Origin of the sequence: Mycobacterium sp. 050128 (assembly GCF_036409155.1) — a bacterium.
Taxonomy (GTDB): Bacteria; Actinomycetota; Actinomycetes; order Mycobacteriales; family Mycobacteriaceae; genus Mycobacterium.
The window spans coordinates 381,284-395,672 of record NZ_JAZGLW010000003.1 but is presented as its reverse complement, the minus strand read 5'-3'; the positions used below and the strand labels follow the sequence as shown (position 1 = coordinate 395,672).

Annotated in this window: 15 protein-coding genes; 4 read left to right on the top strand and 11 right to left on the bottom strand. The window is 66.6% G+C overall.

The features are described from left to right. Positions 1 to 16: 16 nt before the first annotated feature. The 9 genes from tatC to dop form a co-directional block, all read right to left on the bottom strand. Positions 17 to 997, bottom strand: a complete 981-nt coding sequence (gene tatC, locus SKC41_RS22635; RefSeq protein ID WP_442931753.1) for a twin-arginine translocase subunit TatC — start codon at positions 995 to 997, stop codon at positions 17 to 19. Positions 998 to 1,052: 55 nt separating this feature from the next. Further along, the gene (tatA, locus tag SKC41_RS22630; protein WP_330979903.1) at positions 1,053 to 1,319 is read right to left on the bottom strand and encodes a Sec-independent protein translocase subunit TatA; all 267 of its coding nucleotides are present in this window, start codon (positions 1,317 to 1,319) and stop codon (positions 1,053 to 1,055) included. Between the two features lie 72 nt (positions 1,320 to 1,391). Next, positions 1,392 to 2,363, bottom strand: a complete 972-nt coding sequence (locus tag SKC41_RS22625) for a helix-turn-helix transcriptional regulator (RefSeq protein ID WP_330979902.1) — start codon at positions 2,361 to 2,363, stop codon at positions 1,392 to 1,394. Then, entirely contained in the window at positions 2,360 to 3,358 is a 999-nt protein-coding gene (locus SKC41_RS22620) for a helix-turn-helix transcriptional regulator (protein ID WP_330979901.1), read from the bottom strand. Before SKC41_RS22620 ends, SKC41_RS22625 begins: the two co-directional genes overlap by 4 nt. 219 nt (positions 3,359 to 3,577) lie before the next feature. Further along, positions 3,578 to 4,936 (bottom strand): Pup--protein ligase, encoded by a 1,359-nt coding sequence (pafA, locus tag SKC41_RS22615; RefSeq protein ID WP_330979900.1) that lies wholly within the window; start codon positions 4,934 to 4,936, stop codon positions 3,578 to 3,580. Positions 4,937 to 4,990: 54 nt separating this feature from the next. Further along, entirely contained in the window at positions 4,991 to 5,746 is a 756-nt protein-coding gene (gene prcA, locus SKC41_RS22610) for a proteasome subunit alpha (RefSeq protein WP_330979899.1), read from the bottom strand. After that, positions 5,743 to 6,621, bottom strand: a complete 879-nt coding sequence (gene prcB, locus SKC41_RS22605) for a proteasome subunit beta (RefSeq protein WP_330979898.1) — start codon at positions 6,619 to 6,621, stop codon at positions 5,743 to 5,745. The genes prcA and prcB overlap by 4 nt, the downstream gene beginning before the upstream one ends. Continuing rightward, positions 6,618 to 6,812 (bottom strand): ubiquitin-like protein Pup, encoded by a 195-nt coding sequence (locus tag SKC41_RS22600; protein WP_330979897.1) that lies wholly within the window; start codon positions 6,810 to 6,812, stop codon positions 6,618 to 6,620. The genes prcB and SKC41_RS22600 overlap by 4 nt, the downstream gene beginning before the upstream one ends. A gap of 102 nt (positions 6,813 to 6,914) precedes the next feature. Next, a complete protein-coding gene (dop, locus tag SKC41_RS22595; RefSeq protein WP_330979896.1) occupies positions 6,915 to 8,423 on the bottom strand; it encodes a pup deamidase/depupylase in 1,509 nt (502 codons plus the stop codon). A 172-nt stretch (positions 8,424 to 8,595) separates the two neighbouring features. Here dop and SKC41_RS22590 point away from each other — a divergent pair, with 172 nt between their 5' ends. Together SKC41_RS22590 and SKC41_RS22585 are read left to right on the top strand one after the other, a co-directional pair. Further along, positions 8,596 to 9,777, top strand: coding sequence for a hypothetical protein (locus tag SKC41_RS22590; RefSeq protein WP_330979895.1), 1,182 nt, complete (start codon positions 8,596 to 8,598; stop codon positions 9,775 to 9,777). After that, positions 9,752 to 10,387 (top strand): hypothetical protein, encoded by a 636-nt coding sequence (locus SKC41_RS22585; protein ID WP_330980097.1) that lies wholly within the window; start codon positions 9,752 to 9,754, stop codon positions 10,385 to 10,387. The genes SKC41_RS22590 and SKC41_RS22585 overlap by 26 nt, the downstream gene beginning before the upstream one ends. Positions 10,388 to 10,407: 20 nt before the next feature. Here the strand turns inward: SKC41_RS22585 and arc are convergent, their stop codons facing one another. Next, positions 10,408 to 12,237 (bottom strand): proteasome ATPase, encoded by a 1,830-nt coding sequence (gene arc / locus SKC41_RS22580; RefSeq protein WP_330979894.1) that lies wholly within the window; start codon positions 12,235 to 12,237, stop codon positions 10,408 to 10,410. A 323-nt stretch (positions 12,238 to 12,560) separates the two neighbouring features. Here arc and SKC41_RS22575 point away from each other — a divergent pair, with 323 nt between their 5' ends. Then, positions 12,561 to 13,226 carry a hypothetical protein gene (locus tag SKC41_RS22575; protein ID WP_330979893.1) on the top strand — a complete coding sequence of 222 codons (666 nt, stop codon included), beginning with the start codon at positions 12,561 to 12,563 and terminating at the stop codon, positions 13,224 to 13,226. Next, positions 13,226 to 13,522, top strand: a complete 297-nt coding sequence (locus tag SKC41_RS22570; RefSeq protein WP_330979892.1) for a DUF503 domain-containing protein — start codon at positions 13,226 to 13,228, stop codon at positions 13,520 to 13,522. Before SKC41_RS22575 ends, SKC41_RS22570 begins: the two co-directional genes overlap by 1 nt. 5 nt (positions 13,523 to 13,527) lie before the next feature. Here SKC41_RS22570 and trmI read toward each other — a convergent pair whose 3' ends face one another. Beyond that, on the bottom strand, positions 13,528 to 14,370 hold the full coding sequence (gene trmI / locus SKC41_RS22565) for a tRNA (adenine(58)-N(1))-methyltransferase TrmI (protein WP_330980096.1): 843 nt from the start codon (positions 14,368 to 14,370) through the stop codon (positions 13,528 to 13,530). Between the last annotated feature and the right edge of the window lie 19 nt (positions 14,371 to 14,389).

Genomic DNA, 14,389 nt, shown 5'->3' with positions numbered 1-14,389 from the left:
CAGGTGCCACTGTCATTTAGGTGACGTCGTCGTGTTGCCCGGCGATGTACGAAGGCTGGGGCTGCGGGTGGGACGGGGGCTCGGATATGGGTCCGGCCGGCTCGATGACCGACGCTTGGTCGTCGGGGATCGCGGTTTGGGCTGCGCGCTTGGCTTTTCGCTTGTCGTGGACGCGGGCGATCTGGATGGCCAGCTCTTGCAGCACGGACAGCGCGACGCCCAGCGCGGTCATTGAAAACGGGTCGGAGCCGGGGGTGAACACCGCCGCGAACACGAACATCGCGAAGATTAGGCCGCGCCGCCAGGCCTTGAGCTTCTCGTAGGGCAGCACACCAACCATGTTGAGCATTACGATCAGCAGCGGGAATTCGAAGCTGAATCCGAACACCAGCAGCAGGTTGATCAGGAAGCCGAAATAGCGATCGCCCGACAGCGCGGTCACCTGCACGTCGCTGCCGACGGTCAGCAGGAAGCCCAGCGCCTGGGACAGCACGAAATAGGCCAGGATCGCACCGCCGACGAACAGCAACGCGGCGGGAATCACGAACCCGATCGCGAAGCGGCGTTCCTTCTGATACAGCCCGGGCGTGATGAACGCCCACAGCTCGTAGAACCACACCGGGCAGGCCATGACGATCCCGGCCGTCATTCCGACCTTGAGCCGCAGCATGAACTGGTCGAACGGCGCGGTGGCCAGCAACCGGCATTGCCCGTCGGCGCTGATGTCGGCGCGCGCGGACTGCGGCAGCGAGCAGTAGGGGTGGCGTAGCCACTCGCCCAGGCTCTGCAGCCCGAACAGCGGATGGCCGTACCAGACGAATCCGAGAATCGTGGTGACCAGGATCGCCGCCAACGAGATCAGCAGCCGGGTGCGCAGTTCGGTCAGATGGTCGACCAGCGACATCGTCGCGTCGGGATTGGTCCGACTGCGCCTGTTGCGCGGGTTGAGATGCTTCAGGAACGCAGCAGTGCGCGCTGGAGTTTTGAATGCTTTCACGACGGTCGGTCAGTGGCGCTCGGGCACCATCTTGGCCAACGAAGCCGATTCCCGGCTAAGCGGGACGCGCTTCGGGGTGGCCCTGCTCGGTTGCCGCCGACGGGTCGACCCGCTGCGACTGCACGGGCTGGGGGGCCGCCGCAGGGGTTTCGATGGATGGCGCGTCGGACTTGTTCTCAGACTGCATCTCGCGCAGCTCGGACTTGAAGATGCGCATCGATTTGCCCAGCGAGCGCGCTGCATCCGGGAGCTTCTTGGCACCGAACAGCAGAATCACGACGACCGCGAGGATCGCCCAGTGCCAGGGACTAAGACTGCCCACTTTCATTACCTCCAGACGTCCACCCGATGCTACCGCAGCGCGGCCAACTGCCGGTGTGCCCGCGCCGTAGGGTCAGAACGTCACAGCCTGGTATGACCCCAAGGCCGCCGCCGCGGCCTCCCGTACCCGCTGGGCAAGGGAGCGCGGTTCGACCACTCGCACGTCCGGCCCGAAACCCAACACCAGGCGTGTCATCCAGTCCTCGGAGGCATACGTCATGACCGCCTCGCACGATCCGTCCGGCAGCTCGCGCACGTCGCGCATCGGGTAGTACTCGAACATCCACGACGCGGCCGGAGACACCCGTAGCTTGGCCGACGGCAGCGATGGATCGCCGTCGAATAGCGACGTGTCCGGCGGCGCCTGCAGCGCAGGCTGGGGCGGGGCGGACGGCTCGCCCAGCTCGGTGGCCTCGACGATCCGGTCGAAGCGGAACAGCCGCACGCCCTCGGCTTCGCGCGACCACGCCTCCAGATAGCTGTGTCCACCGATCAGCAGCACCCGGATGGGGTCGACGATCCGGCTGGTCAGGGTGTCGTGCGAGGCCGAGTAGTAGTCGATTGCCAGCGCGTGTTTGTACTGCACGGCGGTGCGGACGGTGGCCGCGGCGCGGCTCTCGATGGGCGCCGGCTCGTCGATCGCCGTGACCGTACCCGTCGCGTCCTGTCCGACGGCGCCGGCCGCGGCGGCGATCTTGGCGATGGCGCTGCGGGCCGCCTCCGGGTCGACCACGCCCGGTATGTCGGCCAGCGCCCGCAGCGCGACCAGCAGACCGGTGGCCTCCGGCGAGGTGAGCTTGAGCGGGCGGTCGATGCCCGCCGAGAACGTCACCTCGATGGTGTCACCGGAGAACTCGAAGTCGATCAGATCACCCGGGAAGTAGCCGGGAAGGCCGCACATCCACAGCTGGTTGAGGTCCTCCTCGAGCTGCTTGGCCGAGACGCCCAGCTCGGCGGCGGCCTCGGCGCGGGTGATCCGCGGGTTGGCCTGGAAATACGGCACCATGTTGAGCAGCCGGACCAGGCGGGTCGATACGGGGGTCATGCCGGTGTCTCCGCTTGGGCGCGCAACCGGGCCAGCACGTCGTCGCGCAGTGATTGCGGCTCGAGTACGACGGCGTCGACGCCGTATCCGGCGATTTCGCGGGCCAGCCGGTCGCTCGAGCTGATCTCGAGCTCGATCACCTCGCCGTCACGGCCAGCTAGTTGCCGGATACCGGTGGACCGTCCGGCGCGACGCAATGCGGTGGCCCGCCCGTCGGCGACCCACACCAGGGCCTGCGCGCCGGTCGGTGTCCCTGAAACGTCCGTGACCGTCTGCGCGACGATCTTGCGCAGGTCGACGCCGTCGGGGACGGTGACGGCGCCGGCCGGGCCGATCGGCTCGACGTCGGTGCCGATGCGGGAGAGGCGGAAGGTGCGGGTGGCGTCGCGGTCACGGTCGTGGCCGACCAGATACCAGCGGCCCTTCTCGGTGACCACGCCCCACGGCTCGACCGTGCGCATCGTGTAGGGCTCGGCACGCGATGGCCGATGCGGAAACTGCACGGCCTGACGGGAATCGATGGCGGACAACAGGATTCCGAGCACATCCTCGGAGCCGCGCAGTCCCGGCACACCCTCCGGTGAGGCGATGGCCACCGGCGCCTCGGGGTCGACGTCGACACCGGCGGCGCGCAGCTTGAGCAGGGCGCCCTGGGTCGCGGTGATCAATTCCGGTGACTCCCACAGCTGGGTGGCGACGGCGACCGCGGCCGCCTCGTCGGCGGTCAGCTCGACCGGCGGCAGCGAGTAGGCATCACGGTTGATGCGGTACCCCTCGCTGGGGTCCAGCGCCGACACCCGACCGACCTCAAGTGGGATGCCGAGGTCGCGCAGTTCGTTCTTGTCGCGTTCGAACATCCGGGAAAACGCCTCGAGGCTGGGGCTTTCCGAATAGCCCGCCACACTGGACCGAATCTTTTCGGCGGTGATGTAGCCGCGAGTGGACAGCAAGGCGATGACGAGATTGACCAGCCGTTCGACTTTCGAGGTCGCCATTTGCTCAAGGTTAGATGGCCCGCTCCCGGCGCGCGCACCGACTCGCCATCGCCACACTGGCCACACGCGTTTCAATTTCGGAAGGCACAGGTGGTTCTGAAATGTGATAGCGCATGCGATATCGCGTTTGCACTTCGACTAGGCCAACCCACGGGGGTGCCAATGTGACTGGTGTGACGGGCGCGGGTGCGGGTGTCACTGATGACGGGCAGGCAGCCGCTACATGCTGGCGATGAGCCGCTTCACCCGCTCGTCGACGGCCCGGAATGGGTCCTTGCACAACACGGTGCGCTGGGCCTGGTCGTTGAGCTTGAGGTGTACCCAGTCGACGGTGAAGTCGCGACCGGCCGCCTGGGCGGCGCTGATGAACTCGCCGCGCAGCCGGGCGCGGGTGGTCTGCGGCGGGTTGTCGACGGCCTCGGCGATGTCCTCGTCGGTGGTGACGCGCGTCGCCAATCCCTTGCGCTGCAGCAGATCGAACACGCCGCGACCGCGCTTGATGTCGTGATACGCCAGGTCCAGCTGGGCGATCTTGGGGTCGGACAGCTCCATGTTGTAGCGGTCCTGGTAGCGCTGGAACAGCTTGCGCTTGATCACCCAATCGATCTCGGTGTCCACCTTGGCGAAGTCCTGGCTCTCGACGGCGTCGAGCTGGCGACCCCACAGGTCGACGACCTGCTCGATCTGCGCGTTGGGCTCGCGGGTCTGCAGGTGCTCGACGGCGCGGGTGTAGTACTCGCGTTGGATGTCCAGCGCACTGGCCTGACGCCCGCCGGCCAGCCGCACCGGACGGCGGCCGGTGATGTCGTGGCTGACCTCGCGGATGGCACGGATCGGATTGTCCAGCGAGAAGTCTCGGAACGGCACGCCGGATTCGATCATCTCCAGCACCAGCGCGGCGGTGCCCACCTTGAGCATGGTGCTGGTCTCGCACATGTTGGAGTCGCCGACGATGACGTGTAGGCGCCGGTACTTCTCGGCGTCGGCGTGCGGCTCGTCGCGGGTGTTGATGATCGGGCGGCTGCGGGTGGTGGCCGACGAAACGCCTTCCCAGATGTGCTCGGCGCGCTGCGACAGGCAGAACGTCGCGGCCTTGGGGGTCTGCAGCACCTTGCCGGCCCCGCAGATCAGCTGGCGGGTGACCAGGAAGGGCAGCAGCACGTCGGAGATCCGGGAGAACTCACCGGCCCGCACGATCAGGTAATTCTCGTGGCACCCGTAGGAGTTGCCCGCCGAGTCGGTGTTGTTCTTGAACAGGTAGATGTCGCCGCCGATGCCTTCGTCGGCAAGCCGCTGCTCGGCGTCTACGAGTAGGTCTTCCAGCACCCATTCCCCGGCCCGGTCGTGGGTGACCAGCTGCACCAGGCTGTCGCACTCGGCGGTGGCGTACTCGGGGTGGCTGCCCACATCGAGGTACAGCCGAGCGCCGTTACGCAAGAACACGTTGGAGCTGCGACCCCATGACACCACCCGGCGGAAAAGGTAGCGCGCTACCTCGTCCGGGGACAGGCGGCGATGGCCGTGGAACGTGCAGGTGACACCGAACTCGGTCTCGATGCCCATGATTCGTCGCTGCACATCATCGAGGGTACTGGTTGTGTGAGCGCGACGGTCAGCAGCCGCGCCCACGGGCTAAGACTCGTCGTCAGAATCCGGGGCATCGTCCTCGGATTTCGAATGCTTCGAATGCTGCAGGAAGCTTTCCAGCGTGGATCGGCCGATGCGCCGGAACGCGCGCCGCGGCCGGCTCGCGTCCAGGATGGCGACCTCGAGGTTGGTCACGTCCAGACTGTGTTCGTCACCGCCGTTGGTGCTCCCGGCTCGCAGCGCGTCGACGGCAATTCCCAAAGCGCCGCGCAGGTCGGCGTTTTCCGCGTACGACTCCTTGAGCGCGGTGGTGATCGGCTCGGTGGTGCCCCCCATCACCACGAAGTGTGGCTCGTCGGCGATGGACCCGTCGTAGGTGATCCGGTACATCTCAGGCGGTTTGGTCTCGCCATAGTGCGCGACCTCGGCGACGCACAACTCGACCTCATACGGCTTGGCCTGCTCGGTGAAGATGGTGCCGAGGGTTTGCGCGTAGACATTGGCCAGCTGCCGACCCGTGACGTCGCGGCGGTCGTAGGCGTAGCCGCGGGTGTCGGCGAACTGGATGCCGCCGCGCCGCAGGTTGTCGAACTCGTTGAACTTGCCCGCGGCGGCAAAGCCGACGCGGTCATAGAGCTCGCTGATCTTCTGCAGGGACCGCGACGGGTTCTCCGCGACGAACAGCACACCGCCGGCGTAGGCCAGCGCCACCACGCTGCGGCCCCGGGCGATGCCCTTGCGCGCGAGCTCGCTGCGCTCACGCATCGCCTGCTCAGGCGAGATGAAGTACGGGAAGCTCACTTCTCACCGCCATCCGGGCCGAAAGTGTCGGCGCGCGAGCGACTTTCGATGACCTCGCGGGCCAATTCGGCGATGCGGCTCTCGGGCACGTCGGCGGCCCCTTCGGCGCCGATGGTGACGGCCGTGGGGAAGATGCCGCGCACCAGATCCGGTCCGCCGGTGGCGGAATCGTCATCGGCGGCGTCGTACAGCGACTCCACGGCTACCCGCAGCGCGGAGTCGCCGTCGCTAACTTGGGCATACAGCTTCTTGATCGATGACTTGGCGAAGATCGACCCCGACCCCACCGACTGGTAGCCCTCTTCCTCGATGTTCCAGCCGCCCGCGGCGTCGAACGAGACGATGCGCCCGGCGCTTTCCGGGTCGGCCGCGTGGATGTCGTATCCCGCCAGCAGCGGCAGCGCGACCAGCCCCTGCATCGCGGCGGCCAGGTTGCCGCGCACCATGATCGCGAGCCGGTTGACCTTGCCGGCGAACGTCAGCGGGACGCCTTCCAGCTTCTCGTAGTGCTCGAGCTCGACCGCGTACAGGCGGGCGAATTCGACGGCGATCGCGGCGGTGCCGGCAATGCCGGTCGCGGTGTAGTCGTCGGTGATGTAGACCTTCTTGACGTCCCGGCCCGCGATCATGTTGCCCTGCGTGGAGCGTCGGTCACCGGCGATCAGGACACCGCCGGGGTATTTCAGGGCGACGATCGTGGTGCCGTGCGGCAGGCCGACGTCACGCCCAGATTGACCGCCGCTGCCACCCAGGACGGCCGGGAGCAACTCCGGCGCCTGACGGCGCAACAAGTCCGCGAATGAGGACGCATTTACAGCAGAAAATCCGGGTAGTGCCGAGTTAGTGGACAGGCGATCGGGGAAAGGCCAGGTCACTGTCCGCCCTTTTGGACATACGCACGGACGAAGTCCTCGGCGTTTTCCTCCAGGACGTCGTCGATCTCGTCGAGCAGGTCGTCGGTTTCCTCGGTCAGTTTTTCGCGACGCTCTTGGCCCGCAGCCGTGGTGCCAGCGACGTCATCTTCGTCGCCACCGCCACCGCCACGTTTGGTTTGCTCCTGCGCCATCGCCGCCTCCTGCTATGTCTGAGCTTGCTTACTGGCCGCTTAAGCTGCCCGTTGGTATCTCTACCCTACCGGTCAAAGCCGAGGTTCTTTGGTTAACAAGCCTCAGCTCGTCAGTTGTTCCACCAGTTCGACGGCACTGTCCACGGAGTCCAGCAGGGCTCCGACGTGCGCTTTGCTGCCCCGTAGGGGCTCCAGCGTCGGGATGCGCACCAGCGAATCGCCACCGAGATCGAAAATCACCGAGTCCCAACTGGCTGCGGCGATATCGGCGCCGAATCGGCGCAGGCATTCGCCACGGAAGTACGCGCGGGTGTCGGTCGGTGGGTTGTCCACCGCCTCGAGCACCTGGTGTTCGCTGACCAGACGCTTCATCGAACCGCGCGCGACCAGCCGGTTGTACAGTCCCTTGTCCAGCCGGACATCGGAATACTGCAGGTCCACCAGGTGCAGCCGGGGCGCCGACCAGCTCAGGTTCTCACGCTGCCGGAACCCCTCGAGCAGTCGCAGCTTGGCGGGCCAGTCCAGCAGCTCCGCGCACTCCATCGGGTCGCGCTCGAGCAGGTCCAGCACGTGCGCCCAGGTCTCGACAACGTGTGCTGCCCGCGCGTCGGGGTCGCGGCCGTCGACCAGTTTGGCCACCCGATCGAGGTAGATCCGTTGCAGCGCAAGCGCTGTCAGTTCCCGACCGTCGGCCATGGCCACCGCGACGCGCAGCGAAGGATCGCGGCTGATCGCGTGGACCGCATGCACCGGCCGGGCCAACGCGAGATCGCTCAGGTCGATGCCGTGCTGCGGGCCCTCTTCGATCAGGTCGAGCACCAGCGCCGTGGTGCCCAGCTTCAGGTAGGTCGACGTCTCGGCGAGGTTGGCGTCGCCGATGATCACGTGCAGCCGGCGATACCGGTCGGCGTCGGCGTGCGGCTCGTCGCGGGTGTTGATGATGCCGCGCTTGAGCGTGGTCTCCAGCCCGACCTCGACCTCGATGTAATCGGAGCGCTGGGACAGCTGGAAGCCGGGCTCGTCGCCCGAGGGGCCGATGCCGACCCGCCCGGAGCCGGTGACCACCTGCCGGGACACGAAAAACGGCGTCAGACCGGCGATGATGGCCGAGAACGGCGTCTGCCGGCTCATCAGGTAGTTCTCATGCGATCCGTACGAGGCGCCCTTGCCGTCGACGTTGTTCTTGTAGAGCTGCAGCTTGGCGGCTCCGGGCACACTGGCGACGTGGCGCGCGGCGGCCTCCATCACCCGCTCACCGGCCTTGTCCCAGATCACCGCGTCCAGTGGGTCGGTGCACTCGGGTGCGGAGTACTCGGGGTGTGCGTGGTCGACGTAGAGCCGCGCCCCGTTGGTCAGGATCATGTTGGCCGCGCCGACCTCGTCGGCGTCGACCACCGGCGGCGGGCCGGCCGAGCGGCTCAGGTCGAAACCGCGGGCGTCGCGCAGCGGCGACTCCACCTCGTAGTCCCAGCGGGTGCGCTTGGCGCGCTGAATGCCGGCGGCGGCCGCGTAGGCCAACACCGCCTGAGTCGAAGTAAGGATCGGGTTGGCGGTCGGGTCGGTCGGCGACGAAATACCGTACTCGACCTCCGTCCCGATAATCCGTTGCATGCGTTAAGCGTAGGCCCGCCGACGTGGTGCCCCGCGCCGGGGAGCTGCCCACCGTCGAAACACCCCTTGGTTAAAGGTGATTCGCGCCAATCGCCGGGCGTTCTCCTGAACAAATACTGACCTGCGCGAAACGGCAGGCACACGGATTGCTGCGCCACTAGGGTGTGCCGGTGTGGACGTAACTGCACGCCGCACGCCGAACAGCCAGAAGGCAGCGACGGCCGCGGCTGAAAGGTGGTTCCTGGAGCGCGGTTTGCCGTCGGTGCTCACCACGCGAGGCCGATGGCGACGGCTCTGGCCGCGGTGCGCTCCGATGCTGGCCGCCTGGGCGGCCGTGGAAGCCTGCCTACTCGGCGTCTATCTCGTCAGCGACGGCAACGAGGTCTTCATCAACGGAACGCCGACGACCCACCAATGGGTGATCCTCGCGCTGCTCGCCATCGCTCTCCCGCTGGCCGCCCTGCTCGGGTGGCTGGTATCCCGGATATCGAGCGGGCGCAGCCGCACCACCGTCGCGACGGCGGCGTTGGCCGTCGCGGTCTCGTGCGGGCTCATCGAATCCGGCCCCGTCCAACTGACCCGCGATGGCGTCATCCTGCTGCTGGTGCTGCTGCTGACCGGCTCTGGCGTCGGGTCGGTGCTCGCCTGGGCGGTGCGCATGACGCTGGAGCATTTGTCCACGGTCGGCACGCTGGCGGTCCGGGCGCTGCCGATCGTGCTGCTGACCGCGTTGGTGTTCTTCAACACCTACGTCTGGCTGATGGCCGCGAACATCAACGGCGAACGGCTCTCGCTGGCCATCTTCTTTCTGCTCGGCATTGCGGGGACATTCGTCGTCTCCAAGACCGTGGAACGGGTGCGGCCGCTGCTGAAGTCGACGGCGTCATTGCCCGAAGGCAGCGACTACCTCGCCGGCACGCCTTTCGCCACGATGCATGATCCCTCGGCCGGCTCACCGCTGAAGCGCGCCGAACGCCTGAATGTGGTGTTCCTGCTGGCGACCTCGCAGCTCATCGAGATCCTGGTGGTGGCCGCCGTCGGTGCCACGATGTATCTCATCCTCGGGCTGATCATCCTGACGCCGCCGTTGCTCAAAGAATGGGCGCACAACACCGCCACCACCTCGACGGTGTTCGGCTTCACGTTCCCCGCCCCCGACTCGCTGATCCACATGTGCCTGTTCCTGGGCGCGCTGACGTTCATGTACATCAGCGCCCGAGCGGTCGACGACGACGAATATCGGGGGATGTTCCTCGACCCACTGATCGACGACCTGCATACCGCCCTGGCCGCTCGAAACCGCTATCTGGGCAACGTCGCCGACGAATCTGACACATCGACAGAAAGCGAGTAAGCACGTGACCGACCTGTCCGGGAAGCGTTATGGCGAAGTACTTCTCGTCGAGGTGGGCGAGGCCGGCCCACAAGCCACCGTCTACAACAGCTTCGGACTCAACGACTGTCCGGCCGAGTTGTGGTCCAAGCTCGACCCGCAGGCCATCGCGGCCGAACACGGCGCCGCCGCGGCCTTGCTCAACGGCCCGCGCTACTGGCTGATGAACACGATCGAAAAGCAGGCCGACGGTCCGCAGGAGCGGATGACGTTCGGCGGCATCGAGATGATCAAGCAGGCCACCGTCGCGCTGTCGTCGATGAACCCCGCGCCCTACACCGTCAACGAAGTGACCCGCAACACGGTCTTCGTCTTCAACGCCGGCGAAGAGATTTACGAGCTGGTCGATCCCGACGGCAAGCGCTGGGTCATGCAGACCTGGAGCCAGGTGGCCGACCCCAACCTGTCGCGGGCCGACCTGGCCGGGCTGGCCGAGCGGCTCACACTGCCGCCGGGCTGGAGCTATCAGCCGCGCGTGCTCGACGAGACGTTGCGGGTCGACACGACAAGCCGCCCCGCCCGCGTGACGCAGGACGACCTGACGAACAGCTACTCGTTCGAATTCGACTGAGCCGCTTAGGGATTGGATCCCTAGAGGTACTGGCCGAGGTTCGATTCGGTGTCGATGGCGCGCGACGCGCTCGACGACTTGCCGGTGACCAGGGTGCGGATGTACACGATCCGCTCGCCCTTCTTGCCCGAGATCCGCGCCCAGTCATCGGGGTTGGTGGTGTTGGGCAGGTCCTCGTTCTCGGCGAACTCGTCGACGATCGAGTCGAGCAGATGCTGGATCCGCAGACCCCGCTGGCCGGTCTCGAGCACCGACTTGATCGCGTTCTTCTTCGCGCGGTCGACGACGTTCTGGATCATCGCCCCGGAGTTGAAGTCCTTGAAGTACATGACTTCCTTGTCACCGTTGGCGTAGGTGACCTCCAGGAACCGGTTGTCGTCGATCTCGGCGTACATCCGCTCGACGACCTTTTCGATCATCGCGTGGATGCAGGCCGACCGGTCGCCGTCGAACTCGGCGATGTCGTCGGCGTGCACCGGCAGCGTCTCGACCAGATACTTCGAGAAGATGTCTTGCGCCGCTTCGGCATCGGGCCGCTCGATCTTGATCTTCACGTCGAGACGTCCGGGCCGCAGGATCGCGGGATCGATCATGTCCTCGCGGTTGGAGGCGCCGATCACGATGACGTTCTCCAAACCCTCCACACCGTCGATCTCGCTCAGCAGCTGTGGGACCACCGTGGTCTCGACGTCGGAGGAGACGCCGGTACCGCGGGTGCGGAAGATCGAGTCCATCTCGTCGAAGAACACGATCACCGGTGTTCCCTCGGACGCCTTCTCGCGGGCACGCTGGAAGATCAACCGGATGTGCCGCTCGGTCTCGCCGACGAACTTGTTCAGCAGCTCGGGGCCCTTGATGTTGAGGAAGTACGACTTGGCCTCGCGGGCGTCGTCGCCGCGCACCTCGGCCATCTTCTTGGCCAGCGAGTTGGCGACCGCCTTGGCGATCAGCGTCTTACCGCACCCGGGCGGGCCGTAGAGCAACACACCCTTGGGCGGACGCAGCGCGTACTCCCGGTAGAGCTCCTTGTGCAGGAACGGCAGCTCCACGGCGTCGCGGATCTGCTCGATCTGGCGAGTGAGACCGCCGATGTCCTGGTAGCTGACGTCGGGCACCTCTTCGAGCACCAGGTCCTCGACCTCGGCCTTGGGGATGCGCTCGAACGCGTAGCCGGCCTTGGTGTCGACCAGCAGAGAGTCGCCAGGCCGCAACTTGCGCGGCCTGGTGTCATCGTTGAGTGCGTCGGGAACGCCGTCGGGCAAGTCCTCTGCCACCAGGGGCTCGGCGAGCCACACGATCCGTTCCTCGTCGGCGTGGCCGACGACCAAAGCGCGATGCCCGTCGTTGAGCACCTCACGCAAAGTCGAGATCTCACCCACGGATTCGAACGTCCCGGCCTCGACGACGGTCAGGGCTTCGTTGAGCCGGACCGTCTGTCCCTTGCGCAGCGCGGACACCTCGATGTTGGGCGAGCACGTCAATCGCATCTTGCGACCCGAGGTGAACACGTCGACGGTTTCGTCCTCGTGCGTCCCGAGCAAAACGCCGTAACCACTCGGCGGCTGCCCCAGCCGATCGACTTCCTCCCGCAGCGCCAGCAGTTGTTGCCGGGCCTCTTTAAGAGTTTCCATTAATTTGGAATTGCGGGCCGCAAGCGAGTCGATCCGCGCTTCGAGTTGATGCACATCGCGCGCGGAGCGCGTGCCGGGCGGCGATTCGGCGGCCTGCTCGAGTTGCTCGCGCAGCACCGCGGCCTCGCGGCGCAGCTGTTCCAGCTCGGCAGCATCGCTGCTGGACATGCCGGTTTCATGATTGATCCCGAATGCTTCAGAACGCTCTGACTCACCCATGTTGCGCTCCTTTCCCGCCCCGAATTGATGCGGTGGATCCTTACAACGCTACCGGCGATTGGCCGTTCATGCGTGAACTCAAAAGCCATCAAAAGTCGCGTCTTTACTCCCGCTGGTAACCTCGGCGTCGATTTGGGACCACCGAAAGGACACCCCTTGACCGCAAAACCCCTCACCACAGGCCTTGCCGTGGTCGCGGTCATCAACGCAATGTTTCCAACTGTGACTTCCATTGCACCAGTTGGCCAGATCGCGGCAACCGCCGCCCTCCAAGAATCAGGCCTCGAATCAGACGGCGCCGAATAGCCCGGCCGGTTCAAGGGATGCACCAACATCTGTCCGTAGCGTTGAGCGCCGCCACCGCCGTGGCGGCCTTCGGGCTCGCGGCATGCTCGCACAGCGAACCCAAGGTGCTGCCGTCGACGAATTCGGCGGTGCCGGCGCCGACGTCGAGTCCGTTGATCGTCGCGGCTCCCCCGACCGCGCCGCTGCCGGTGCCCGAAGCTCTGGTCGAGGTGCTGAACCGGCTTGTCGATCCGAACGTCCCGGGCACCAACAAGGTGAACCTCGTCGAAGGCGCGACGCCGGAGAGTGCGGCCACGCTGGACAAGTTCATCAACGCGCTGCGCGACAACGGCTACCTGCCGATGACGTTCGTGGCGAACAACATCGCGTGGTCGGACAAGAATCCGGCGAACGTGGTGGCCACGGTCAGCGTCAACACCGCCAAGGGACCCAACGGCGCGTTCACCTTCCCGATGGAGTTCGCCGCGTTGGCGGGCGGCTGGCAGCTTTCGCGGAAGACAGCGGAAATGCTGTTGGCGCTGGGCAACTCGTCGGCCTCACCGTCCCCGCCACCCAGCCCGACGCCTCCGCTGCCCCCTCCGCCCGAACCGGTCCAGCCGCCACCTCCTTCGCCCGCTCCGCCGTCAGCCGCCCCGGCTCCGCCGCCTCCCGAGTCCGCGCCCGCGCAACCTCCGCCCGGCTGATGTGGATCGCCTGGCTCGAATTCGACGTGCTGCTGGGCGACGTGCGATCGCTCAAGGAGAAGCGCTCGATGATCCGCCCCGTCGTCGCCGAGTTGCGCCGCAAGTTCAGTGTGTCGGCCGCCGAGACCGGTTCGCAGGATCTGTATCGGCGAGCGGGCATCGGGGTGGCCGTCGTGTCCGGTGACCGGGCGCATGCGGTCGAAGTCCTGGATGCGGCCGAACGTCTGGTCGCCGCGCATCCCGAGTTCGAGTTGCTGTCGGTGCGACGCTCGCTGGCGCGCAGCGAGGACGACTAGCGGGCCTAGCCGTCCCTGCCCGCCCGCTTGCGGCCTAACGGCATCGGGGCCACCGTGCCCGGCGCGAGTCGTCGCGACGCCACCAGGAACGCGGTGTGGCCCCGCATGGTGTGCTGCGGCCGGACCGCCAGGCCGACGACATGCCAGCCGCGCTGCATCGTCTCCCAGGCGCGCGGTTCGGTCCAGCACCCCTGTGCCCGCAGCGCCTCCACCACCTTCGACAGCTGGGTGACGGTGGCCACGTAGATCAGCAGCACCCCACCGGCGACGACGAGCCGCGATACGGCGTCCAGCACCTCCCACGGCGACAGCATGTCCAGCACGGCCCGGTCGAAGGAGCCGTCGGGCAGCCCGGAGTCGACGACGTCGCCGATGATCAGCTCCCAATTGGCCGGCGCTGCGCCGAAGAAGACGTCCACGTTGCGCCGCGCGTGTTCGGCGTGATCGGCGCGCACTTCGTAGGACACCACCCGCCCGTCGGGTCCCACCGCACGCAACAGCGAACAGGTCAGCGCGCCGGACCCGGCTCCGGCCTCCAGCACGCGGGCCCCCGGAAACATGTCGCCCTCGTGCACGATCTGAGCGGCGTCCTTGGGATAGATGACCTGGGGCCCCCGCGGCATCGACATGATGTAGTCGACCAGCAGCGGGCGCAGCACCAGGTACGGGTTGCCGTTGCTGGATTTGACCACGCTGCCCTGTTCCAGCCCGATGATCGTGTCGTGCGGGATCGCGCCGCGATGAGTGTGGAACTCCGCACCTTCGGTCAACTTCACCGTGTAGTGGCGGCCCTTAGCGTCGGTGAGCTGAACGCGCTCGCCGACGACGAATGGACCGGTGTTGGACACGCCGTTCAGCGTGCCAGCC